Source organism: Hahella sp. NS-SX17, from assembly GCF_057367735.1.
On sequence record NZ_CM170632.1, the window covers coordinates 5,375,092 to 5,398,972 of the forward strand.

General features: G+C 53.3%; 19 protein-coding genes. 15 read left to right on the top strand and 4 right to left on the bottom strand.

The window, feature by feature from the left end; translation table 11 throughout:
- Window positions 1-45 precede the first annotated feature (45 nt).
- From AC2IBB_RS23910 to AC2IBB_RS23945, 8 genes are all read left to right on the top strand, one after another.
- Window positions 46-1,908 (top strand): WecB/TagA/CpsF family glycosyltransferase, encoded by a 1,863-nt coding sequence (locus AC2IBB_RS23910; protein WP_486329223.1) that lies wholly within the window; start codon window positions 46-48, stop codon window positions 1,906-1,908.
- Entirely contained in the window at window positions 1,905-3,029 is a 1,125-nt protein-coding gene (locus AC2IBB_RS23915) for a glycosyltransferase (RefSeq protein WP_486329224.1), read from the top strand. Before AC2IBB_RS23910 ends, AC2IBB_RS23915 begins: the two co-directional genes overlap by 4 nt.
- Before the next feature lie 41 nt (window positions 3,030-3,070).
- Window positions 3,071-4,381 carry an O-antigen ligase family protein gene (locus AC2IBB_RS23920; protein WP_486329225.1) on the top strand — a complete coding sequence of 437 codons (1,311 nt, stop codon included), beginning with the start codon at window positions 3,071-3,073 and terminating at the stop codon, window positions 4,379-4,381.
- A gap of 70 nt (window positions 4,382-4,451) precedes the next feature.
- A complete protein-coding gene (locus tag AC2IBB_RS23925) occupies window positions 4,452-5,126 on the top strand; it encodes a sulfotransferase family 2 domain-containing protein (RefSeq protein WP_486329226.1) in 675 nt (224 codons plus the stop codon).
- A gap of 30 nt (window positions 5,127-5,156) precedes the next feature.
- Window positions 5,157-6,188: a glycosyltransferase family 2 protein gene (locus AC2IBB_RS23930; RefSeq protein ID WP_486329227.1), complete on the top strand. Its 1,032-nt coding sequence runs from the start codon at window positions 5,157-5,159 to the stop codon at window positions 6,186-6,188.
- A 130-nt stretch (window positions 6,189-6,318) separates the two neighbouring features.
- On the top strand, window positions 6,319-7,305 hold the full coding sequence (locus tag AC2IBB_RS23935; protein ID WP_486329228.1) for a glycosyltransferase family 2 protein: 987 nt from the start codon (window positions 6,319-6,321) through the stop codon (window positions 7,303-7,305).
- 35 nt (window positions 7,306-7,340) lie between these two features.
- Window positions 7,341-8,252: a polysaccharide pyruvyl transferase family protein gene (locus tag AC2IBB_RS23940; RefSeq protein ID WP_486329229.1), complete on the top strand. Its 912-nt coding sequence runs from the start codon at window positions 7,341-7,343 to the stop codon at window positions 8,250-8,252.
- A gap of 64 nt (window positions 8,253-8,316) precedes the next feature.
- Window positions 8,317-9,711 carry an oligosaccharide flippase family protein gene (locus AC2IBB_RS23945; protein ID WP_486329230.1) on the top strand — a complete coding sequence of 465 codons (1,395 nt, stop codon included), beginning with the start codon at window positions 8,317-8,319 and terminating at the stop codon, window positions 9,709-9,711.
- 85 nt (window positions 9,712-9,796) lie between these two features.
- On the opposite strand, the gene AC2IBB_RS23950 is transcribed toward AC2IBB_RS23945, so the two are convergent.
- Entirely contained in the window at window positions 9,797-10,729 is a 933-nt protein-coding gene (locus tag AC2IBB_RS23950; RefSeq protein ID WP_486329231.1) for a glycosyltransferase family 2 protein, read from the bottom strand.
- 701 nt (window positions 10,730-11,430) lie between these two features.
- Here AC2IBB_RS23950 and AC2IBB_RS23955 point away from each other — a divergent pair.
- From AC2IBB_RS23955 to AC2IBB_RS23980, 6 genes are all read left to right on the top strand, one after another.
- Entirely contained in the window at window positions 11,431-13,446 is a 2,016-nt protein-coding gene (locus tag AC2IBB_RS23955) for a BACON domain-containing protein (protein ID WP_486329232.1), read from the top strand.
- Between the two features lie 406 nt (window positions 13,447-13,852).
- Window positions 13,853-15,409 carry an MBOAT family O-acyltransferase gene (locus tag AC2IBB_RS23960; protein ID WP_486329234.1) on the top strand — a complete coding sequence of 519 codons (1,557 nt, stop codon included), beginning with the start codon at window positions 13,853-13,855 and terminating at the stop codon, window positions 15,407-15,409.
- Window positions 15,410-15,445: 36 nt separating this feature from the next.
- On the top strand, window positions 15,446-16,468 hold the full coding sequence (locus AC2IBB_RS23965; RefSeq protein ID WP_486329235.1) for a hypothetical protein: 1,023 nt from the start codon (window positions 15,446-15,448) through the stop codon (window positions 16,466-16,468).
- A 375-nt stretch (window positions 16,469-16,843) separates the two neighbouring features.
- Complete coding sequence (locus AC2IBB_RS23970) at window positions 16,844-17,113, top strand: LysR family transcriptional regulator (RefSeq protein WP_486329236.1); 270 nt, start codon at window positions 16,844-16,846, stop codon at window positions 17,111-17,113.
- A gap of 73 nt (window positions 17,114-17,186) precedes the next feature.
- Window positions 17,187-18,569, top strand: a complete 1,383-nt coding sequence (locus tag AC2IBB_RS23975; protein WP_486329237.1) for a cytochrome B6 — start codon at window positions 17,187-17,189, stop codon at window positions 18,567-18,569.
- A gap of 176 nt (window positions 18,570-18,745) precedes the next feature.
- On the top strand, window positions 18,746-19,138 hold the full coding sequence (locus AC2IBB_RS23980) for a hypothetical protein (RefSeq protein ID WP_486329238.1): 393 nt from the start codon (window positions 18,746-18,748) through the stop codon (window positions 19,136-19,138).
- Window positions 19,139-19,445: 307 nt separating this feature from the next.
- On the opposite strand, the gene AC2IBB_RS23985 is transcribed toward AC2IBB_RS23980, so the two are convergent.
- Window positions 19,446-20,012, bottom strand: a complete 567-nt coding sequence (locus AC2IBB_RS23985; RefSeq protein ID WP_486329239.1) for an outer membrane protein — start codon at window positions 20,010-20,012, stop codon at window positions 19,446-19,448.
- 497 nt (window positions 20,013-20,509) lie between these two features.
- Between AC2IBB_RS23985 and AC2IBB_RS23990 the strand changes: the two genes are divergently transcribed.
- Window positions 20,510-21,871: a DEAD/DEAH box helicase gene (locus tag AC2IBB_RS23990; RefSeq protein ID WP_486329240.1), complete on the top strand. Its 1,362-nt coding sequence runs from the start codon at window positions 20,510-20,512 to the stop codon at window positions 21,869-21,871.
- A gap of 54 nt (window positions 21,872-21,925) precedes the next feature.
- On the opposite strand, the gene dbpA is transcribed toward AC2IBB_RS23990, so the two are convergent.
- Window positions 21,926-23,314: an ATP-dependent RNA helicase DbpA gene (gene dbpA / locus AC2IBB_RS23995; protein ID WP_486329241.1), complete on the bottom strand. Its 1,389-nt coding sequence runs from the start codon at window positions 23,312-23,314 to the stop codon at window positions 21,926-21,928.
- Window positions 23,315-23,488: 174 nt separating this feature from the next.
- Window positions 23,489-23,698: a cold-shock protein gene (locus AC2IBB_RS24000; protein WP_011398470.1), complete on the bottom strand. Its 210-nt coding sequence runs from the start codon at window positions 23,696-23,698 to the stop codon at window positions 23,489-23,491.
- Window positions 23,699-23,881: the final 183 nt, after the last annotated feature.

Genomic DNA, 23,881 nt, shown 5'->3' on the forward strand with positions numbered 1-23,881 from the left:
CTCAAACACCAGATATTGATTTCAATAGTTTAAGGGACTGTCAGAATGCTTAACGAAGCCACAACCACCAACGTCGGCGGAATCAGGACCAGCTGTCTCGACCGCAAACAGCTCGCGTTGCTGGTGGGGGAAATCTGCCAAAACTATACTCCGGACCAGTCGGCGTTTTTGATTTTCTCTTCTAATGGGCAGGCGATTTCACTGGCGGGCTCAGACCCCGACTACCTTGAGCTAATGAACAATGTCGATCTGGTGCATGCGGACGGACAAAGTGTGGTGACTTTGTCGCGCTGGTTTTCCGAACGTCCCATCGCAGAACGCTCGGCTACCACTGACATGATTCACGACATCCCCGTTCACTACGCTCCTACTCTGAAACATTTCTTTTTGGGCGGCCTGAAGGACGTTGTGGAGCAAGCGGCGAAAATCTACAGCGATACATACGCCAATGCGGAGATCGTGGGCGTACGCGACGGTTATTTTTCGGCGGCGGACGAACTAAACATTGTTGAGGAAATCAATCAGTCAGGCGCAGATGTACTTTGGGTTGGTCTAGGCAAGCCCAAAGAGCAGGAATTCTGCATTCGCCACAAAGACAGATTGAAAGTTCCGGTAGTGATCAGCTGCGGCGGTTGCTACAACTTTTTGACCGGACACTATAAAAGAGCGCCGGAATGGGTGCAGAACAACGGTCTGGAGTGGGTGCACCGTATGGTCCTCAATCCACGCAAACTGTTCTGGCGTTACTTGATCACTAACCCTCATACGATTTATCTGGCCTATAAAAACCGCTACCGCGGCGACAGAGATACGGAAAGCAAGAAAGTACTGTTTCTGCTGAAGACGTTCTCCAAAGGCGGCGGCGTGGAGCGTGTATCCGCGAATCTGGCCACCAGTTTGAAAGCACAGGGATACGATCCCGAGTTTTATGTATTCTTTTCCAAAGAGGAAGACATCAGTCAATTGCGCCAGGAATGGCCCGTCACCCTGGTGGAGCCAAGCCGTAAGAGCCCACTTAAACTTATCGGCGAATTCTTGAGGTTTCGCCGTCATGTGAAGAGTAATCGCATTGGCGTCGTTATCTCATCAAAAGAGACCGCCAACCTGATCAGCTTGATCGCGCTCATGTTTTTGCCACGGGTCATGAAACTATTCACCCGTCACTGCGCCTTTGACGTCTCGGACCAGAAACTGGCGCCGCGCAGCATCAAAGCGCTGTATTGCATGTACGCTCTGACTCGCAGTCGCATCGTGACGGTTTCCGAAGATCTCGCGCACCAAATCAAGGCGTTCCTGCCTTATAACCGTAACAAAGTCGTAGCGCGGGCCAATCCGATTATTGATGAACGCATCTTCACCCTGGCGGAAGAGTCCGCGCCGGTCGAAGGCGATTACCTCTGTGCTGTCGGCAGACTATGCGAACAAAAAGGCTTTGATTTGCTTCTGGATGCCTACAAACAAGCACTGACGCTACAGCCAGCGTTACCTAAACTGGTTATTGTAGGAGACGGCGATGATCGCGCCGCGCTGGAAAAACAAGCCGCTGATCTCGATCTGACCGACAAAGTAATTTTCTATGGCTTCACCCCCAACCCCTACGCGATCATCAAGCACGCCAAACTCTTTGTCATGTCTTCTCGCCATGAAGGCCTGCCGACTGCGTTGGTGGAAGCCATCGCCCTTGGCGTGCCAGTGGTTTCCAGCGACTGCGAAACGGGGCCTCGGGAATTACTGGACAACGGTCGTTACGGCGGCTTAGCGCCTAACCAGAACCCGGCCGCATTGGCGCAGGCGATTGTCGACAACCTGACAACCCCCATCGCGCCAGAGGCGGAAGCGGTGAGTAAATACCGTTACGCCGACGCCGCCGACGCTTACATCAAGCTGTTCGGAGAGCGGATGGCATGAAACCCCAAAACGTAGCCATCGTCCTGCATGATCTACGGGGCGGCGGCGCTGAAAAAATGATGGTGCGGCTCGCCAACGCACTGGCGGAGCAGAACACCTCTGTGACCATGGTGCTTCTGACCGCAGGGGGCGTCAACAAGGCGGAGCTGTCTTCAGCTGTGAAGCTGGTGGAGCTGAACTCTCCACGCACATTGAGTTCCGTGCCAAGGTTAGCCGCTTATTTTCGGGAAGCGCGTCCTGACCGGATTTTATCCGCACTGACCCATGTTAATGTAGCTGCCGCCCTCGCCTGCGCCATGACCGGCATGTTGCGCCGCTTGGTCGTTAGCGAACGCAACACCTACTCATTGGATAAAAAGGTGAACACCGGCGCTGTGATGCGCCTCACCTACTGGCTGGCCCCGAAAATATATCGACGCCTGCCAAATCCGATCATCGCGGTATCCGGCGGCGTCGCCCGCGACCTGATAGAAACTGAATCACTGCGCCCCAAGGACATCGTCGTCGCGCCCAACCCTGTATTGACGGCCAAGGTTCTTACAATGATGGATGAGCCCGCCAGCCACCCATGGATACAGGACTCCGCTTCGCGTGTTGTGGTCGCAGTCGGACGGCTCAGTCACCAGAAAGGATTCGACACGCTTATCCGCGCATTTGCGCAAGTCTCAGATATCGCCAGCCTGAAACTGGTCATTTTTGGCGAAGGGGAGTTACGTGAGGAGTTGAGCGCACTAGTCAGCCAACTGCAGTTGACGGAAAAAGTCGATCTGCCAGGGTACGCCGCCAATCCCCTGGCGGAAATGAAGGCCGCAGACCTGTTCGTGCTGTCCTCGCGGTTTGAAGGAAGCCCCAACGTGCTTGTAGAAGCCATGGCCACAGGCGTTCCTGTACTGGCGACCAATTGCCCTTCCGGGCCGGATGAGATTCTGGACCAAGGGCGGCTGGCTCCGCTGGTGCCCGTTGACGACGTCAACGCGATGGCGCAGGCGTTGCGCAAGTGTATGGAGCACCCCAGCGACAATGCTGAATTGAAAGACCGGGCCGACCGTTATCGCGACGCCCTGTCCGCCCAAGCCTACAGTGCGATATTAAACGGTTCAGTCACTGTTTGGGGGCATTGAGTACGGATGACATCGGTTAACTGCGAAAACGGGCGTATCCTGTGACGATTACGCGCAATCAGTTAAGAGATTTTTTTCTCGGCCTGGTTATGTTTTATTACTCAGGCTTTATGTCGTTTCTGACCGGTTTGGTGTCTGGAGGCGGCAGGAGCGGCCACGGCGGCGCGGAAATGATCGCGGAATCCGCCAGCGGCAACATGGTGCGCCAGCTGGTGGGACTATGCATCCTGGGAATAGGCGGCTATTTTGTGCTGCACTTACGCGACCGCTCCCTGAGCACTTTTGTATCCCGCCATATTTACTGGTTGATACTGCTTGGTTATATCGGGCTTTCCATCCTTTGGTCGGTCGAACCCAGCGTGTCTGTGCGGCGAATCATCAGCCTGATGATCGTCTTTGTGGCGGCGCTCGCGCTGCTACAGGAGTACACGCCGGAATACCTGCTTAGCCTTATCGCGAGGATTCTGGGGTGCGCCGCCATCGCAGGGTTAATATACGCGGTGATTTCCCCCCAGAACGGCTTCATTCAGGGCGGCTTGAGAGAAGGCGCGCTGCTGGGAATTTTCAGTGATAAAAACGCAGGAGCGCGCTGCTACGTTTACGCGCTCATGACCTTTTACGGCTTGCGTATGCATGAAAGCAGGCAGGATCGTATCTTGATCGGCGGCCTGGTGGTAGCGATCATCCTCAGTAATTCCGCCACCGCGCTGGCCATGGTTTTCGGCGGCATGGGCCTGACCACGATCTTCAACGGCAGCCGGGTAATAGGCAATTCACAGAAGACTTTCAACCGACTGATAGTGGTGACGGTGGGTCTACTGATCGGGGCCGTATTGGCCAATTACTTTTATGAACTGATCCTGCTCTCCCTGGGGCGCGACCCTTCGCTGACCAACCGCACCATAATCTGGGAGCTACTGGGACCAAGTCTTGATGACCGCCCCACTTTGGGCTATGGATACGGCGCATTCTGGGCCAGCGTATATGTAGAGTCCTTCGTCAAAGTCTGGGGCTTTATCGGCAACGCGCACAGCGGCTATGTTGAGACTCGCCTCAACGGAGGCTACGTGGGACTGGGCATATTGATCGCCACCTTTGTGATGACTTTCTGGCGTATTGCGCGCGCCTTCACCTTTCATCCGGAATCATCCGTGTTCGCATTGATGGCGAGCATTCTGCTGATTCAGGCGGCGGTCAACTATATCGGTTTCATCATTCCCAACCACGTCAGCTTCGACATGTTCATGTTCTCGATCATCGTCATTGTGGCGGGCAAATACGGACTTTCGCGAGAACTCTCGCCCACTCCGCTGTACGAAGTGCAGCCGAACCCAGCGGAGGCGCGCGCATGAGTCGCGTCATCCACAGCTGCGCAGGCTTGCGCAGACGCGTTTTTGATTTGACGCCAGAATGGAGTTAGCCATGGTTTCACATGAATTCAAATGCATTTTTATCCATATCCCCAAGTGCGCCGGCACCAGCATTGAAAGCGCGCTGGGGCACCTTGACGGATACCAGGGACGCAATGGCCAGGACCACAGATCAATCAGGCTGATGGCGAAACCGCGACTCAGTCTGCGCGCGCTCACTTCCAAGTCGCGCCTGCTGGATATCGCACGCAGTGTAAGGCACCAGCGTCGCAGCGACATGAACCCGAGGAACAAAATTACGGTTTCAGACGAACAGTACGATAACTACTTCAAGTTTACTTTCGTCCGCAATCCCTGGGCGCGGGCTTACTCTATGTACAAGAACGTCATTCGCGACGACGCCCATAAACGCACATTCGGCATAGAAGGCGACATGTCGTTCAAGGACTTTATGCACGCCTTCGCCGGTAAAGGCATGTTGCGCCCGCAGACGTACTGGATCAAAGACGCCAACGGCGATATCACTCTCGATTATGTGGGCCGCTTTGAAAACCTGGAGGCGGACTTCAAGGAAGCCTGTCAGCGCATGGGTGTTGAACACATTGAGTTGCCGCACAAAATCAAAGGCGACGGAGAAGACTATCGACAGTATTACGACGACGCCACCAGGGAGCTGGTGAGTCAGGTATATAAAGACGAGATTGAGTACTTTGGTTACCAGTTTTAAGAGCCGACGGCGGCAATCAGGAATACTATCGTGACAACAGGAAACTCCGCCCCCATCGCAGAAGCGCCATTGGTCTCTGTCATTATGCCCGTCTATAACCGGGAAAAAACGGTTGCACAGGCGATTGAGAGCGTACTGGCGCAAACCTTCGCTGATTTTGAATTAATTGTGGTCGACGACGGCTCCACAGACCGTTCTGCAGAGGTCGTCAACGGTTTCGCCGGGGATTTGCGCATGCGCTATCACCTGCAGGAAAACTCCGGTCGCCCTTCCCTGGCCCGCAACAGCGGCTTAAAACTGGCGCGCGGACAGTGGGTGGCGTTTTTGGACTCCGACGACCGTTGGGCGCCGGCCAAGCTTGAGCGACAGATCGCGCTACTGGAGCAATGCGCCGCGCAGGGCGTCAGCCTTGATCTGGTGATCAGCGACTATGAAGTGATGGAGAATGGTGTGTTGAAGCACCCCTCCTTCTTCGAGGCTTATAACGTCAACCAACGACTCGCTAACGCCGTCGAACAGAAATTTCCAGACGGCTGGACCTATTGCCAGCGTCCTTTTCTGCAAGCCCTGTATGGTCTGGGCTTCGCCGCTACACAGGCGGTTCTGGTGCGCAGGTCCCTGCTGGAGCGCGTCGGCGGATTCGATAGTGAACTGGTGTTCGCCGAAGATAATGACCTTTGGATGACCATCTCTGAACAAGGTCGAGTCGGGTGCTCAAAAGGCATCGCCTACACCTACGTGCATCATGGCGACAATATCACCAGCGTGAAATCAGACCTGTTTTACACCGACACCATCAATGTGCTGTTCAAGCATTTGGCCACCGCCAGAAAGTTAGGAGTGCCGATGGAGCCTCTTAAAGAAAGGTACGCCAACTACTATCTGTCGCTATGTCGAAGTCGGTTGCGAGAGCAGCGCTGGAAGGAAGCCGCGTCCGCCTTTTACAGCGGCCTGCCTGGCCTGACCAGCAAACGTAACTGGAAAATGGCCGTACGAATTGGCGTCACGGCGTTGCAAAGCCTGACGGCGAAACGCACGAGGCGTTCGGCGCAGCCAGGTTGAAAGCGGGTATGACGCAACAATGCCAACAAAAGCAAAACAGCGTAGAGCGATTTGAGATCCGGAAGGCCTGCCAAAAGGCTGTTCCACTTAAACATTTTAGACAACCTCACACCATGGAGCTGGGCGACTTATGACGACAGTGGACATAACCATACTATCCTGGGATCGGCTGGAAGACACCAAAGCCGCGATCGCCAGCGCACTGACGCAAACCGGCGTGGAGCTGCGCGTAATCGTTGTGGATCAGGGTTCCAAACCAGAGAGCCTGAACCAGTTGCGCGCGTTCTGCCGCCAATATCCAAACGTAGACCTCGTTTGCAACGTTAACAACCTGGGGGTTCCAGGCGGGCGCAATCAGGCGGCGTTTCAAGGCAACGGCGACTATATCGTTGCGCTGGACAATGACGCAGAATTCAGCGACGAGCATCAAATCGCCCATGCAGTGGAAATAATGGAGCGACAAAAAGACCTCGCCGCCATCGGTTTCCGTATTTTGCGCTTCGGCACTCACTGCGAAGATCTGAGCAGTTGGAGCTATACCCAGAACGCGCATGAATGGGGCGACAAGCCTTTCTATACAACCCATTTCGTCGGCGCGGGCCATATGATTCGCCGTAGCGTGTTCGATCAGGTGAGCGGTTATGATGATTCACTGTTCTTCCTGCAGGAGGAAGCGGAGTTATCGCGCAAACTGATCAACTGCGGCTACAAAATACGCTATTCGCCTGAAGTCGTGATCGGCCATAAGGTCGCGGCGGAACGGCGGGTCAATTGGAACGGGCCGCGTTGGCGTTTTCATGTGCGCAACCGTTTCTATATGGATGTTAAGTTCAGAACTTCTTTCGCATCCTTGTGCCTAAGCACACTACTTACACTGTACAAAGGCTTCCGTGCGGGCCTGGTGCTCGACTCCACTATCGGCTTCATGCAGGGCCTGGGCATGGTTCCACGGGCCATCGCCGCCTGGAAGCTGCCCGGCGTCGCCTCTACGCCCGCTTCCAAAGCCTATATCGCCTCCTGTTCTCAGAATAAAGGCGTGTCCCGATGGGCCCGTATCAGACATCGATTCAAGAAAGCCGGCGTGGCGCCGGGTCAGCAAGCAGCGGAGAGCAAGTAATGGGGCAAATGATGGAGTCAACTGGAATCAACTCAATGCAACCTAACCGGGCGCGCTGGCGTGAACTGAAGGAGCAGTTACTGTTAACCTTCAGCCCTGAATTGCGAGGAAAAAAAGTCGTCTATCTGGATTACCCGCTGCACTTGAATCTGGGTGATTTGCTGATCTACAAAGGCACACTGACATTACTTGAAGAGTTGGGCGCCCAAGTGGAGATGAGCTTTTCCACCAGCAACGCAGATCGTTTTTTCCGTACGCGCATTCCCGAGGATTGGGTGCTGTTGCTCCATGGCGGCGGTAATTTCGGCGATATCTACAGCATTCATCAGGCGCTGCGGGAAAAAGTGATAAAGCACTTCCCCAACAACCCCATCCTGATCATGCCTCAATCGGTGCATTTCAATAAGCCGGAGCAGTTCCTGCAAAATTGCGCTCTATACCGGGAGCACAAGAATCTCAAGATGTATGTGCGCGACCAGGAGTCTTTCAGTTTCATGTCGCAGGCGCTGGCTCCAGAGCAACTGATTATGGCCCCAGACATGGCCACCATGCTGATTGATGAATGGACTTGGCCGCAGCAGATGCCTGAGCGCACCCTGTTGTTCCGTCGCAAAGACTGCGAGTCCGTATCCGGGGCCGACACAGCGGATGACGCTTTCGACTGGAACTCCCTGTACACGTCCATGGACATGAAGAAGTTCCGCCTCTTCAATCGCGTATCAGGATTGGAGCGCAAGCACGACCTTAATCTGTTCACATCGCCGCTATGGGTGCGCTTCAGCAATGCGTTGATCAATAAAGCCGTGAACTTTTATCAAAGTTACGGACAGGTCGATACAGACCGTCTGCACGGCGCGATACTGGCTCTGCTATTGGGCAGGCCCGTACTGTTATCGGATAACTGTTACAACAAAATCGACCGCTACGTGCGTTGTTGGCTGGTGTAATGGCGTTTTCGTCAGTGTGTAATACGGAGTCAATAGTGTGTTAAACCATCGGGCGTGGAAGTTGATGTGGGTTTTCGTTGAGAAATTCAGCATCGTACTCATTTCCGTTTTCACTTTCTTCATCTACGCCAAGCTGCTGGGTCCCGGAGAGCTAGGACTGGCGCTGTTCGCCCTTTCCATTGGGCAGGGCATCGGCGTTATTTACGTGGCTTTTCTGGAAGACCCATTGGTGCGTCAGAATGATGTTCAGGCCACCCACTTTGACTCCGCCTTCTGGGGCGGATTAGTGGTGAGTCTGATCACTGCCGCCGCCGTCATGACTGGAAGCCTGTTCGCCACCGACGACGTTCGCTTTCAATGGCTGATGTTAATTTCCGTGCTGCATATTCCCCTGCTGACTACCGGCCATATTTATGTCGCGGACCTACGCCGTAAAGGCAAATTCAAGTCGCTGGCGAAACGTACAATGGGCGGAAAGCTCATCGGCGCAGCTGTCGGCTTGACCCTCGCCTGGACCGGCTACGGCAGTTTCGCCATCATCGTCCAAAGCGTCATCATGGCGTTCGTAAGTCTGGTGATCATGGTGCGCTCCAGCGAGCTGCATATCGGCTCGCGATTTCGCATGTCCGTGTTCGGGGAGCTATTGTCCATAGGCTGGCCGCTGGCGCTACGCGGGGCCAGTTGGGATGCGATGAACCGCGGGATCGCCATCATTCTCGGCGTCACCGCCGGTCCAGCGGCGGTAGGCGTATATGGCCTCGCCCGCCGTATGATAGACATGCCCCGAAGCGCTATTTACGGCGGTTTGCTCAGTTACGCTCTACCAGCGTTTTCCAGAAATCAGCATGATATCCCCAACCTGCAGAAAATGTTCTGCTTCACCACCCTGACCACCTGCTTCATCGTATTACCGATGTTCGTGGGACTGGCCTTGGTGGCGCCGTATCTGATCCCCACATTGTTCGGTGAAGAATGGCGGCCAGCGGCGCCCTTGATTCAGATACTGGCGCTGGTGGCGGCGGTAGGCAACACCCTTATCTATGTACCCACTGCATTGACGGCGGTAGCCAAAAACAAACTGACGCTGCCTTCTGAACTGATCGCAGCAGGTTCGGCGCTGGTCTTTACCGCCGTGATGGGCGCTGAAATGGGGGCGCTAGCAGGCGCCTGCGCATTTATCGTGCATACGCTGATCGCCTCGCCAGCAAAAGTGTTTGGATTGAAGAAAGCGCTGCAAATAGAACCCAGCGACTGGTTGCGTACGGTATACAAGAGCATTGTCGCCGCCATCTGTATGGTTGGCGCGGTGTACGCTTTCGTCACCTATTACTCTTCGATGCACCCTGCATTGTTGTCCGCCAATATCATCGCCATTGGTATGGTGACTTATCTGGCGATGTACACCCTGTTGCACAAAACCTGGCTCGCAGACCTGAAAGCCTTCCTGATGAAGTCATAAGGGACGCGCTCAGCACACAAAAAAGCCGTTCCGGAGTTACCGGAACGGCTTTTTATTTGCTCGCGCTCTGCGAGCAGTATGCAAATTACCTCTTGCCGGTGATCGCCAGTAACTTCTGGCGCCCCATCACCAAGGCCATAGCCGCTAATGCTTTAGGATGGGAGGCCAACAGGTGCAGATCACCACAGGCCCACATCTTTCCGCCCATCTCCGCCGACTTTGCATAGTTACCACGGCGGCGATACGCCATGAGAAAGTCAGCAAACATCCATAGCTTCATTTTGGCGACTTCTTTCTTGGGCAGCTTGAACTCTCGCTCAACATGGCGAATGAATTCCAGCTTGTGCTGCAGGTTTTTCTCCATATCGTCAGTCAGGTTATCGCCTTCATGATTTTTGATAACCAGAATTTCAGGCACAGTGTAACAGCCCCCTGCGCGGGCCAGCGCCAACCACACGAAACGGTCCTCAGCGAAGCGATATGTCTCGGGGAATCCGCCTACCTGTAGTACGGGATCTTTCTCACAAATGACGCTGGAAGTGCCGTTGATGGTGTTCTCAAGAATCAGCCCCTCGAAGCTGGGGCCATTCTTAACCATCTTTCTGTGCCACTTCACAACCCCGTTACAGGAAGAGGACGTGAATGTATCCAACATAACGCAGTCATTGCCTTCCCGCACCAACTCGTTCCACTTCGCAATCTGCATTTCCAGCTTGGCGGGAAGCCAGTCATCATCCGAATCCAAAAAAGCCAGAATGCGACCGGTCGCCATCGCCATGGCGGTATTTCTTGCCGCGCCGGGACCGCCGTTCTCCTGGCGCTTAAACTTGATGCGCGGATCATTGAACTCTTTTACGACCGCTTCCGGATCGTCTTTCGAGCCGTCATCCACCACTACGATCTCTCCGGGCAGGACGGTTTGTCGATAAATGCAGTTAAGAGCTTCTCTCAGCTTATCGGCTCTGTTGTATATGGGAATAATAACGCTGATGTCAGCGGCGGATATTTCCTTACTCATGCAGCTCTCTCGTTTCCGTAATTCATGCTTTACCGGAATGCAGTTTTGTCGAATGGGGCACACTTTAAGTGCATTAACGATAATTTTCTAATGTTTCATTTCGCATAAAAAAGTGACCGGATGAAACCTATTAACGAATGAAACATTAGAAAATCCAGCGCTGACGCGGCGGGTTTGAGACTCTGAAGTAAAATGCGCATAGATTCTCTTACATAAATTTAAGTTTCAACAATCCTTATACCCTAGGCTTACTGGCCAGGACTATGCCAAGCGGGAAATTTAAGCCTTTGTATCAATGGCTTATAGTAATTACCGAAGCAATAAAAACGCCATACTTGAAACCGCGCCGGAGATTCATTCGTTGTAACTTCGCGCCTGCCTGTTCACGCCCTTCGCAAGGCGGGCGTGATGCAGCGCGCATTAAGCTCCTTGTTAATGTTGTCACGTGGAAAATCAGGTTTTGGCGTCCTATAGTGACTGAAGGTTCTGTTTTTGCAGATAAGTCAGGAGTCAGCGGATTCCTGTTTGATCGTTCCGCCAGTGAAAGCCGGGAATAAAAGCCCGGCTTTATACATTTACCAGGGAGTCTGCGAGCGACAACGTTCGCCGTCTTCGGCACAAAGGGATATTTGATCATGAGACATCGAGTAAACAGCCCCTTCCGTCAAACGATAAATTCACATCGTTTTCGCGGTATAAGTATGTTGTTGAAATTATTTTACATCGCAGCCATCTGCACCAGCTGCGCATCGCCACCACTCCAGGAAGAATCGACGGACAAGGAAACCGTCCCTCCTGTCGTCATCGACGACCTTGAACCACCCTCCGCGGGTCTGGACGCAACCATTACCGCCACGCCCTTGCTGGAATCCGTCAGCTTGGTTCTGGACGGCAGTACCGACCTGCAAAACATGAAAAACAAGGTTTATTACCGTAAGAAAGGAAACGGCAACTGGCATAACGCCTATTCTCTCGTGGCGGACTCCACTGATGACGCGTTGGCGGGTGGAATTATTGGCCTGGAGGAGAACACCGAATATGAAGTGAAGGTCTCCTTGCTGGAAAACGACGCCGTTATTCAGTCTTTTCAGGCGGAATTCAAGACCTGGCCCACCGATCCGCCGATTAACCCGGATAAAGTGTATTCCATCGCCGATATATACGAGGGCGGCATGCTCAATCTGGAAGAGCTGGGCATTTCCGGAGAGCCCGGAGGCTGGGCCAAGATTGTCGGCGACGGCCAAACCGTCATCGACGGCGGTTATGACAATTACACCGCCATCAAAATCGGCGACGCCAGCTATATCATGTTTGAAAACCTGAAAGTCAAAGGCGGCAGACTACACGCGATCCACAGTCTCAAGGCGCACCACCTGCGCTTTCGCAACCTGGACGTTTCAGGCTGGGGGCGCACTTCCGGCGCCGTCAACGACGGCATTTCCTATGAAAAGCCCAGCGATGAAGACCCAATCAACTATGACTCGGCATTCTGGCTGGAGTCCACCGGCGTTGTTGTTGTGGAGCGCAGCTACGTACATGACCCCAGAACCGGCGCCAACACCTGGGAGCACGGGCACCCCTCTGGCCCCAACGCTTATCTGGTCTCCACCAAGCATTCCGACCCCGCTTTTCGCGGCCAGGTCGTACTGCGCCATAACGATTTTGTCGGCGGCGACAAGCATCGCTTCAACGATGTCGTGGAAAGCCGCTCCAATGGCTCCCGCGAAGGCGGCTTCATCCGTGACAGCGACATTTACGGCAACTATTTCGCCTTCAGCAACGACGACCTGGTTGAGCTGGATGGCGGACAGCACAATGTGCGTTTCTACGGCAACCGCCTTGAGGCCGGTTATAACGGCGTCAGCATCGCCCCGAATATGCGCGGGCCCAGCTTTATCGCCGGCAACCTGATTCATGACCTCGGCGATGAGCGCGGCATGGCCTGGACCGCCTTCAAAGCGGGCGGATTAACGGTCAAACCAGAAGGCGCAACCTACCTGTTCCACAACACCGTCTACGCCAAAGCCAACAGCCTGCATGGCACAGGTTACTCCGGCGACCGCGCTTTCAACGCCGTCACCCGCAACAACCTGTTGGTCAGCAGCGCCGGATGGTCAGAGCGTCAGTACAGCATTCGCGACATTGCGCAGGAGCCTGGGTCCGATTTCGACTTTGACCTGCTCTACAGCACACAGGCTGCGACAGGCGTTGTTCAGGCTTACGGCGGCGCCGAGGCCAACGGTCTGATTAATGAAACGCCGCATTTCCGCGACGCCCCTGCAGGCAAGTTCAATTTACTGGAAGAAAGCGCCGCTATTGATAAAGGAACCTATATCGCCAACTATTCCAACGACTTCCAAGGGGCCGCTCCAGACATCGGCGCTTTCGAATATGGCGTGACGAAAATGATTCCCGTGCGTCCTATCAAGATTACGTCGGACGCTTACCGCGTGGAACTGGACGCCCAGTCTCCCGGCGCGAAGACTATCAAACTGAGCAACAACGGTTCGGATACGGACTTTAAGATTCTGATTAATCAACACGCGGACTGGATAAAAGTCTCGCCTTCCAACGGCATGATATCCGGGGATGGAACCAAGGAGTTAGAGATCAGCATCGATTCGCAGAAGTTTGGCGGTTCAGATTCCAGGGCTGGCGCTATCATCATAAAGTTCGATGATGGCTATTCAATTCCCGTTTCTGTATATGCGGATTAACATGACAAATTAACAACTTTTAATATATTACTTTTGCGAACCAAAACAGGGCGTTGAATATATAAAATGCGCCCTGATTGCACTGTTAATTATAAAAGTCTTCTCACTCTTAGATAAGTGAGAAGACTTTTATCTCTAATGGTCTTTTTATTGCAGCAATCTACTCGTAAACTAACGCCCGTGACGCTTTCCTCACGCCGCCGCACAAGAGGAAAAGCGGACACTTTGTTATTAATTTCATAAGGCGTGGAGCAACCGGCGGCGCTCTGCTCAATCAGAACAACACCCGGATTTAATCCAACTTTCGCAACCATCAAATCCCGATTTGACAGCGGCTGCGTATGGGTTGAATTTTCTATAGTTTCTGCCTGCGCCCAATTAAATAATGCAGGGACGTTATTTAAGTATGCTATTTAATTCAAACGAATTTTTATTTGTATTCCTGCCCCTGTCGTTGTTGCTGTTTTATCTGGCGCGCAGCGCGCTGGGGAAACGCCCGGCGTTTATTGTTCTATTTATTCTTTCCCTCGGCTTTTACGGCTGGTGGGAATGGCGCTACCTGCCTTTGCTGATTGGTTCACTGGCGGTCAACCTGTGGATCGCCGAACGCATCCGCACCCGCAAACAACGCAGCGACCTGATTGTCGGCCTGTGCTTCAACCTGGGGTTATTAGCCGTATTCAAATACCTCGGGTTTATTGAGGGCAATATCGAAAGTTTGCTCGGCATCGAACTGGACTGGCCCAAACTGGCCTTGCCTATCGGCATCTCTTTTTACACGTTCCAGCAAATTGCTTTTCTGGTGGATGTGGCCCGCAGCGACAGTGACGAAGCCACCGACCCTGCCCGCTACGGCCTGTTCGTGAGCTTCTTCCCCCAGTTGATCGCCGGCCCTATCGTTCATCACAAGGAAATGATGAACCAATTCGAGGCGCCGCCGTCGAGCGATAAGATGATGCGGCTCGCTGCAGTCGGCCTGGCGATTTTCGCCATCGGGCTGGCGAAGAAAACCATGATCGCCGACCCCCTTGGCGCATTCGCTACGCCATTCTTCGCCCGAGCGCACGAAGGCGGCGACATACATTTCTTTATTGCCTGGGCCGCCGCTCTCGCCTACACCTTCCAGATCTACTTCGATTTCTGCGGCTATTCGGAAATGGCGATCGGCCTGGCGATGCTATTCGGCGTAAAACTGCCCGCCAACTTCAATTCGCCTTACAAGTCGCGCTCCATCATCGATTTCTGGCGCCGCTGGCACATGACCTTATCGCGGTTTTTACGGGACTATCTCTACTTCCCGCTGGGCGGCGGACGCGTATCGCGCTGGCGTCGCTATATCAACCTGATGATCGTCATGCTGGTGGGCGGCCTGTGGCACGGCTCTTCCTGGACGTTCGTCATCTGGGGCGGCCTGCACGGCTCCTACTTGATGATTAACCATGGCTGGCGCGCTATAGCAGACAAACCGCTGCTGAAACCATTCAAAGGCCTGATTGGAAATCTGTCCCTGCCGATCACGTTCTTCTCCGTAGTTATCGCCTGGGTGGTGTTTCGCGCCGAGAGTTTCGACGCCGCTATGGCGTTCTATAACGCCATGTTCGGTTTCCACGGGCTTTCCGCGCCGGAGGAATTCCGTCCATTAGTTGAAGCACTGGGCCTGCAAAACTCAGTTGTACTTTTCGCCGAGAACTATCGCACTGACTTTTATATGGGACTGATCTGGACGCTGGCCGCCGCCGCCATTGCATTCTTCGCCCCCAGTACACTGGAGCTGCTGCGTTCAGAGCGCCCCACTGCGGACTTCGATGAGATTGAACCCTCTCTGCCTGCGCCACGCCGCTACCTGCCCTCACTGGTCAGCATGCGGGCCTGGAGTTCCGTCGCAGTGGGCGTGTTGCTCTATATCTCCCTGCGCGCCATCAACGCCGCGGCGGAAACCGAATTCCTGTATTTTCAGTTTTAAAGCTTCTGGACTCGTAACACGGAAACGACCTGAATCATGACCAAGAAGAGTAACGAGACGCCACGCTCACACGTTCAACCTGACTCGGTGCAAGAGCGCGGCAACCCGCTTAAATTTATCATCGGCGCGCTGGCTACCGCCGCCGCCCTCATGGCGGTTAACACCGCGATTACAGCCAGCACTATCGGGCGGCCAACAGCGTCGTCGCAGACGCTGTGCGATCAAGTGAACGCCAGGATAGAGCTGGCGGAGCGCATGCAGGGACCCAATTTATTGCTGATTGGCGGCTCTGGCGTACGCGCCGGCTTTTCCGCCCAGATGTTAAGCGATGAGCTGAACCTGAATGCCTTGAACTTCGGTCTGCAGGCATCCATGGGCCCCGACCTGACGCTGAGCGAGGCCAAACGCGCGCTGAAACCGGGAGACACCGCGTTGCTGGCGTTCGAGTATCCCCAATATACGCATGACAGTTGGAACCCCATTGAGCTTAACTACGGCCTGGGGTGCGCCGCATCCTGGTTTAAGGAAAAGCCGCTGCCGAATATCATCGAAGGACTGATGGCGACGGACCTCACCCGTATTCTTGAAGTCTGGCGCTACGCCGCTAACGAGAACAAACAGCTTAATACCTTCGACTCCAATGAGCATGGCGACAGACTTCCCGAAAGCTTTCCCGCCGTTTCTGATAAAGTGAAGCGGCGCCTGTCCCTCTATCAGCCGGTTCACATTGGCGTCGATACAGAATCACGGGGCGCGCAAGCCATCAAATCCTTCGTTGAGTACGCCAAATCCAATAACATCAAAGTGTACGCAACCTGGCCGAATACTATCGACTTTCCTGAGTACCGCAAAACGTCAGGTTTCCAGCAGATCAAGGCGTTCTACGCCAGTCTGGGCGTCCAGATGATCGGCGAGCCACAGTTGGGCCTGTATCCTACCACCGCCTTTTATGACACGCAGTACCACTTGGATTACGCCTCGATAAAAAAACGGACTCAGGATTTTATTACCGCGCTCAGACAGGAACACATCGACTTCAGCGCAGCCCAAGGTGGTTGAACACGGCATTGATTATCCACCCGGCTGCGTGAGGCGACTTATACAGCCGGGTAGAAAAGCCTGACTTCCCGAACCAGCCCACTTTCTTCACGCCACCATCCCATCCCCAAATTATTAACATGGTAATGATATTGGTATGTTAATAATGCGATGCGCCGAGGTTATCGGCAGTGCGCCCCTCTACTTGTAGTATTGGACAAACGCAAGTTAGTTCCATTTAAAAAACCTATTTTCAAGCTATGCGTAATCAATTGGAGCCTTTTGTTTAACAGCTTTAATCTTAAGCTTGATAAGCCGCCGTTTGTACTTATCCTCCCGCGGCGACTTCAGCGACGCGGATGTCGCCAAGTCTCATAACAAAAAAAGGAGCTCCTGATGACGCTGAAGGAACTGGCTTACATCGTGGCGGTCGCAGAGGAATTACACTTCCATCGCGCAGCCGAACGCTGCCACGTCACACAATCCACTCTCAGTATTCAATTGAAAAAGTGCGAAGACTACCTCGGCGTGCAGATATTCCGGCGTAACCGGCATCTGGTGGAAATTACGCCAGAAGGCGAGGAAATTATACGTTTGGCGCAAAAGGCGTTAGCGGCGGCGGAACAGATACGCAGCCTGTCTCGCGACTTGCGCGCAACGCGGTAATTTAGACAATCAATCACGCGCTACAAAGGCGGTGTGTAGACTGACTTTCACTGGTTTGGATAGGGGAAAAGTCATGAATAAACACAATGGATACGCCTTCACCGCAGGCATTTTGACCTTGGCGCTGGCCGTTCCGCTACAGGCGGCGGTTGGAAACTCGTATGCGCCGGTCGTGGATTCAGAGTCTTTCGATAGCGTCAAGCAGCGTATGGAAAACGCCAAGAAGGAAGTTCTCAGTCGTCACCAAACACTGCTGGAAGAACGTTACGACCTGACGGACAATCCCTCTTCAGAGGTCAAGATGTCCAGGGGCAAACCTGTGCAGACTGGCGTACGGGTGAAGCTGGCTGACGGCGTCACCTGGGAACAACTGACGACCATGACGCCAGACCAAATAAAACAGAAAAACGTATTTCCCAAGGGATTCCTACCTCTGCCCCACCCCAACCATAACGAGGGTGGCATGCTGTTCCCGCAGTTTCATATTGACGAGATCAAAAAGCAGGAAGGACGAGATCTGACTCGTTTTGATCTCGACTTCGTCATGCCAACCCATTTTCTGCCGGAGTTTCCTGCGCCGATTTATCTCACCACTCGACCGGATCTTGGCGATGTCTCCCAGGGTAAACAGGTGACGCTGCAGAACTATTACGAGCTGTTTTCCGGCGTCCTGAATCCCAAGCAACTAGAAGGACTGCGTCTTCTGGTAACGCCTTTTCCACAACAGCAGTTTAATGCGACATCTGACCGTCGATCCGCGCTTCCCAGCTTGGGTGTGACTTGTTTTGACTGTCACACCAACGGACACACCAACGACGCAACTCACTTGGTAGGCGACATACGCCCGCAGGAACGCCGTCACCGCATCAACACTCCCAGCCTGCGCGGCGTCAATGTGCAACGCCTGTTCGGATCACAGCGAGCGTTAAAGACGGTTGAAGACTTTACAGAATTCGAGCAACGCGCTGCATATTTTGATGGCGACCCCGTCATCGCTGCCAAGAAAGGGGTCAACATCCTTGAGCGAGGCAGCCAGGTTCACTTCATGGGCGAGTTTCAGGCGTTACTGGACTTTCCGCCAGCCCCCAAGCTGGACTTGTTCGGAAAACTTAACCCTGACAAGGCCACCGAGTCGGAGCTGCGCGGCCAAGAGATATTCTTCGGCAAAGGACAATGCGCAGCCTGCCATATACCGCCCTACTACACAGACAACTTAATGCATAACCTGAAAGTGGAGCGTTTTTACAATGAAGAATTGATCAACGGCATGATCGCCGGCGCCGACGGTCCCATTAAGACCTTCCCGCTACGGGGTATAAAAGATTCTCCGACGTATCTTCATGATGGTCGCCTGCTGACCTTGGAGGACACTGTGGAATTTTTCAATTTAGTGCTCGGCGTTAAATTGAACAAACAGGAAAAGCAGGATCTGACGGCATTTTTGTACACACTTTAACCCCCTAGGGGTTTTGTGACGCTGGTCAGTAGTTTAGGGGTAGAAAACCCAGGCCATGCAGGGCGTTCACGGTGGCTAATATCAGGGTGGGGGTGGTTATAACTGGACTCTTACGTGTCAGGAGGGGTACAGTACCCCCCTCCCTCCCATTAACCCACCGTGGACACCACACCTATATGGCAAGAGAATTCCAAGATAAACACTTCCGCGTAAAAAAACTGAATGGTTATAAGGTACGAGAATTTAAGGCCTTACTGGAGGTCGACAGCACCGACGATACGCCGGTTTTACTCAACCTGAAAACAGACCATAAGCTCTGGTTTCGTTTTTTCCTGGACGAAGGCAAAGGATTTTGGGAAGAGTGGGAAGACTTCGACGATAAGCCCGGAGCCGGCGAAAGAGAAGTGGACTATGCAGCCCTTTTCAATATCAAGTCCAAGACTATCAAAGATATCCGTTGTGAAAACGCCAGAATAAAAATCAGATTTGAAGGCGGCGGCGAGTTTTGTCTGAAATCAAAAGACGAGGCCAATCATAACGCAGAAAGCCAGGCGACTTTTCGTCGCTAAGCGATAATCAGCACTCCTGTTCGATCCCTTTCTTTTTAGCGCCTTTCGCCCATTATTGGGCCGCGCCCTACAAATTCCGGGATAAACCAGTCGCCCAGAGTCATACAATGCCGGCGAATATCCGGTAAGACTTTCATTAATAATTAAGCGCGGCCGTTAAAGGCATGAGCGTATTTGCACGCTCGATATACTGCTCAAAACGGCCGCCAGACTCTACCACTGACGCGGCGCAGCCAGCTCTCCACAGACTCAAAACGGCAACTAGCTCGCTGGGCCAAAAGTAAAGCGACTACGGAAAAGAAAAAGACTAGAAGGCGTAAGTGATGCCGGTAAGAAAGACGTTAGAGTGGGAGCCTTTAGGCAAACCAATATATTGGTATTCCAAAATCGTCACCCCGAAGCCGCCTTCCTTTCTCTTCCAATTAAAACCCAGGCCTCCATAGGGGCGCACGCCAGAGAACGACTTGTCCTCATCCTTCCTGTCACCATCCTTGTAATCAATACTCACACCATAGTCAGTATAAGCGCCGCCCACTTTCGCATAGGCGTTAAATCTCTCGGTGAGAGCGGTTTCGCCTTTAATGCTGAGAGCGAAGCCATCATATTCGGTAGACTCCGAGTACTCTCCAAGACTGCCAATATATGAAGTAAAACCAGAGGTAATATTTTGCTGAGCGAACCAGGTAGCTTCAATCGCCAGGGATGGATGAAAGTAATAGCTGTAATTCAACTGTACGTGAAAGCCAACATCAGAATTCTCGCCACGGGTATCGCCAAAGCCAAGAGAAGCGCCCAGTTGGTGCTCATAGGCGCTTGCACACGCAGAGCTTAATGACATAGCCATGGCAAAAGCCATGCTTGTGGATCTAGACATAAACATCCTCAACATAAAAACACAATAAAAACAAAGACCTGGCGGTCTAACGTCCATTAAGCGCAGCATTCTAACCTAACGCGAAGGATTCAGCCGTTACTGTATTTTACCTACGCTCCCCTGCGTGAATTACTTACGCCCAGAGCCAAAGCGTGGGAGGCTTTGCGGGTTCCCTTCTGGAAAGAAACCAGTCAGCCCTCTACTAATATTCCGCCAGACAAATAGCCTCTTTCTATTGGTCTGCAACGGCAGAGCCTGCACAAGTCAAGCCCTGTCTCCCGCGGCCGACCGCCGCGAAGACGTCTCCACGCGCCTGATTATTAACAGGCCGATATCATCGCCATGTTAATAACATTGGAAAAGTCTTATCCGCGCCGTTGTCAATCGGGGCATGTCCTCTGCTCAAATGATGGTCCTGGGCGGATGCTTACTGTAAGCTGCACATCCGCCAGCGAGGCTGGCCTCAATATCGAATCAGCAAGAAGAAGTTATCCTATATGAGCTTTGCCTCCCTCGGCTTGTCCGCCCCCATTCTCGACGCTATTTCTGAACAGGGTTACGCATCCCCTTCCCCCATTCAAATGAAGGCGATCCCTGTGGTCCTGGAAGGTAAGGACGTTATGGCGGCGGCGCAAACGGGAACCGGCAAAACCGCCGCCTTCACACTGCCCATCCTGGAACGTTTGTCGAAAGGCGAGCGGGCGCGTTCAAATCAGGCTCGCGCGTTGGTCCTGACGCCAACGCGAGAGCTCGCAGCTCAGGTCGGCGAATGCGTGTCCACCTACAGCAGTAAATTGCCGCTACGCTCCGCCGTTGTTTTTGGCGGGGTAAAAATAAACCCACAAATGATGCGACTGCGTCGCGGCGTAGACATTCTGGTGGCGACGCCAGGTCGCCTGCTTGATCTATACAATCAAAACGCCGTGCGTTTCCAGGACCTGGAAGTATTGGTGCTGGATGAAGCAGACCGCATGCTGGACATGGGCTTCATCCACGATATCCGTAAGATTCTGGATATATTGCCAAAGCGCCGACAAAACCTGATGTTCTCCGCCACCTTCTCCAACGATATTCGTAAATTAGCGAAAGATCTGGTGAACAATCCGGTGGAGGTCTCCGTTAGTCCGCCCAACACTACAGCCAAAACGGTTAAACAGTGGATTCACCCGGTCGACAAGAAGCAGAAGTCCGCCTTGTTGGCGCGCCTCATCCGCGAAAACAACTGGAATCAGGCCCTGGTGTTCAGCCGCACCAAACACGGCGCCAACCGCCTGACGCGACAACTCTGCGCTAAAGGCATTAATGCCGCCGCCATCCACGGAGACAAAAGCCAGAACGCCAGAACCAAAGCGCTGGCGGATTTCAAAGCCGGGAGCGTACAGATTTTGGTGGCGACGGACATCGCTGCGCGCGGTATCGACATCGACCAGTTGCCGCAGGTTGTCAACTTTGACCTGCCGCAAGTGGCGGAAGATTACGTACACCGTATCGGACGCACCGGCCGCGCTGGCGCGGAAGGACAGGCGGTATCTTTGGTCAGCGCGGACGAGTTCAAGCTGCTTACCGATATCGAAAGACTGATCCAAAAGCGCCTGCCCCGTGAAGAAATCGAAGGATTCGAACCAGAGCAACGTCTACCGGAGTCACGCACTCCTACTCAGCCAGTGCGTGCGCGCAAGCCTAAGAAGCCAAAAGCGGCCAAGAGTGGAGAGCAACGCGGACAGGACAGAAAGACGGAGAAAAAAGGCCCTCGACAGGATAGCGCGACGAGGAATAATGCAAACGCCCCCCGTAGACAACGCAGAAGAGGCTCAAGCAGTGGGCGCCCTGCGCCTCGCAAAGAGGGCAAGAGCAACTAACCGCCTTCTACACAGGATTTTTGGGGCAGGCTCACCAGAGTCAGCCCCGAGCCCTCAGCTCCTGATTCTTCTAACTCGAAACGAACGCCCTTTCATTTTCCCTTTGCCCAGCTTATCCATTGCGTGCTTGACGACGCTCTGCGCCACTGCGACGTATGCGCAGTTGTCGAAAATATGGATTTTACCCACCAGTTTGCCGTCCACGCCATTATCTCCAGTCAGCGCACCGAGAATATCTCCCGGACGTACTTTCTGCTTCTTACCGCCATCGATTTGCAGGGTCTCCATTGGCGGTTTGTAGGCGGCGTTTTTTAACAAACTGGTTGCGGGGGCAGGTTCCGCACTGACAATAATCTCTTGATATTCTTCCAAGCGAGCGATTTTGTACATCTCTGACTCACTGAAGAGCGTGCACGCAATCCCACTGGCGCCTGCGCGGCCAGTGCGCCCAATACGATGCACATGAACTTCCGGGTCACGAGCGATGTGGAAGTTAATCACCGCGTCCAGGGCGTCTATGTCAAGGCCTCGGGCGGCGACATCGGTGGCGACCAGAATAGACGCGCTTTTATTCGCGAAGCACACCAGAGTCTGATCGCGGTCTCTCTGTTCCAGATCGCCATGCAACGCCACCGCGCTAAAACCATGGCTCACCAGCATATCCGCCACCTCCTGAGTCTCGCGCTTGGTGTTGCAGAATACGACGGTGGATTCCGGTTTGTATTGCAACAGCAACAGTCGCAACACTTCCAAGCGGTGCGAGTCGCCTTCAACTTTATAGAAATACTGCTGAATACTGGCGTTATCATGAGCAGACTCCACCTTCACCATAACCGGATTGAGCATTACCCGTTCAGCGACAGACTGAATCTGCTTCGGATATGTGGCGCTGAACAGCAGCGTCTGCCGTTGTGTCGGCATCTTTTCAACAATGGCGTCTAGCGCTGCCTGAAACCCCATTTCCAGCATACGGTCTGCTTCATCCAATACCAGGGTATGCAGCTGGTCCAGCATCAGCGTTCCCTTGCGTAAGTGCTCCTCCACCCGCCCCGGCGTTCCCACCACGATGTGCGCGCCGTGCTCCAAAGAACCTATTTGCGGTCCAAAGGGCATTCCGCCACACAAAGTCAGTACTTTGATATTGTGAATCGCTCTGGCCAGGCGACGGATCTCCTTAGCAACCTGATCCGCCAATTCCCGGGTTGGACACAGAACCAGCGCTTGCACGCAAAACCGTTTTACATCCAGCTTATTCAGCAACCCCAGCCCAAAGGCCGCGGTTTTTCCTGACCCGGTTTTGCCTTGAGCGATAACATCCTTACCGGCCAGTATGGAAGGTAAGCTTTGCGCCTGAATAGGCGTCATCGCGTGAAACCCTAGCGTGGATAGATTCGTCAACAGCTCGGAATGCAATGCAAGAGAGGAAAAAGCGGTGGCGCTCAAGGTGAGTTTCCTATGGGTGATATCGAGGGATAGCATGTTGCCGTAAAGACTTTACAGGCAATATTTAAACAACAAAAAAGGGCAAGGCGACAAGCCCTGCCCTTTGTGTCTCATCTGTCGATCAGACGGCGACCCCTTTACAAAAATTGCTCAGGTTCGCCCAAAATGCGCCGCTTACAGCGGAACGATGTTCTCTGCCTGAGGTCCTTTCTGTCCCTGAGTAATTGTGAACTCGACTTTCTGGCCTTCGGTCAGAGTTTTGAAACCAGAACCAGTGATGGCGCTGAAGTGAGCAAAAACGTCAGGACCGGATTCTTGCTCGATAAAACCAAAACCTTTGGATTCATTGAACCACTTTACAGTGCCGGTAACAGTATTGGACATAGTCATATCCTAAAATAATCTTTGGTAAATCAATGCCTTGCATAAGGCCGCTTTGCTGGAAGTTTTTCTATTACTTATGAAAACAGGACGAGGACTATAGACAGGACTTCGAAATGGTATTGCATAAATATCAGATTTACTTACAGACTGCTCAAAGTATATGCAGGGCGATATTCCTGTCAA

Coding starts and splice junctions, on each gene's coding strand:
- AC2IBB_RS23910 (WP_486329223.1), top strand. CDS start 46: ATGCTTAACGAAGCCACAACCACCAACGTCGGCGGAATCAGGACCAGC.
- AC2IBB_RS23915 (WP_486329224.1), top strand. CDS start 1,905: ATGAAACCCCAAAACGTAGCCATCGTCCTGCATGATCTACGGGGCGGC.
- AC2IBB_RS23925 (WP_486329226.1), top strand. CDS start 4,452: ATGGTTTCACATGAATTCAAATGCATTTTTATCCATATCCCCAAGTGC.
- AC2IBB_RS23935 (WP_486329228.1), top strand. CDS start 6,319: ATGACGACAGTGGACATAACCATACTATCCTGGGATCGGCTGGAAGAC.
- AC2IBB_RS23940 (WP_486329229.1), top strand. CDS start 7,341: ATGCAACCTAACCGGGCGCGCTGGCGTGAACTGAAGGAGCAGTTACTG.
- AC2IBB_RS23945 (WP_486329230.1), top strand. CDS start 8,317: ATGTGGGTTTTCGTTGAGAAATTCAGCATCGTACTCATTTCCGTTTTC.
- AC2IBB_RS23950 (WP_486329231.1), bottom strand. CDS start 10,729: ATGAGTAAGGAAATATCCGCCGCTGACATCAGCGTTATTATTCCCATA.
- AC2IBB_RS23955 (WP_486329232.1), top strand. CDS start 11,431: ATGTTGTTGAAATTATTTTACATCGCAGCCATCTGCACCAGCTGCGCA.
- AC2IBB_RS23960 (WP_486329234.1), top strand. CDS start 13,853: ATGCTATTTAATTCAAACGAATTTTTATTTGTATTCCTGCCCCTGTCG.
- AC2IBB_RS23965 (WP_486329235.1), top strand. CDS start 15,446: ATGACCAAGAAGAGTAACGAGACGCCACGCTCACACGTTCAACCTGAC.
- AC2IBB_RS23970 (WP_486329236.1), top strand. CDS start 16,844: ATGACGCTGAAGGAACTGGCTTACATCGTGGCGGTCGCAGAGGAATTA.
- AC2IBB_RS23975 (WP_486329237.1), top strand. CDS start 17,187: ATGAATAAACACAATGGATACGCCTTCACCGCAGGCATTTTGACCTTG.
- AC2IBB_RS23980 (WP_486329238.1), top strand. CDS start 18,746: ATGGCAAGAGAATTCCAAGATAAACACTTCCGCGTAAAAAAACTGAAT.
- AC2IBB_RS23985 (WP_486329239.1), bottom strand. CDS start 20,012: ATGTCTAGATCCACAAGCATGGCTTTTGCCATGGCTATGTCATTAAGC.
- AC2IBB_RS23990 (WP_486329240.1), top strand. CDS start 20,510: ATGAGCTTTGCCTCCCTCGGCTTGTCCGCCCCCATTCTCGACGCTATT.
- AC2IBB_RS24000 (WP_011398470.1), bottom strand. CDS start 23,698: ATGTCCAATACTGTTACCGGCACTGTAAAGTGGTTCAATGAATCCAAA.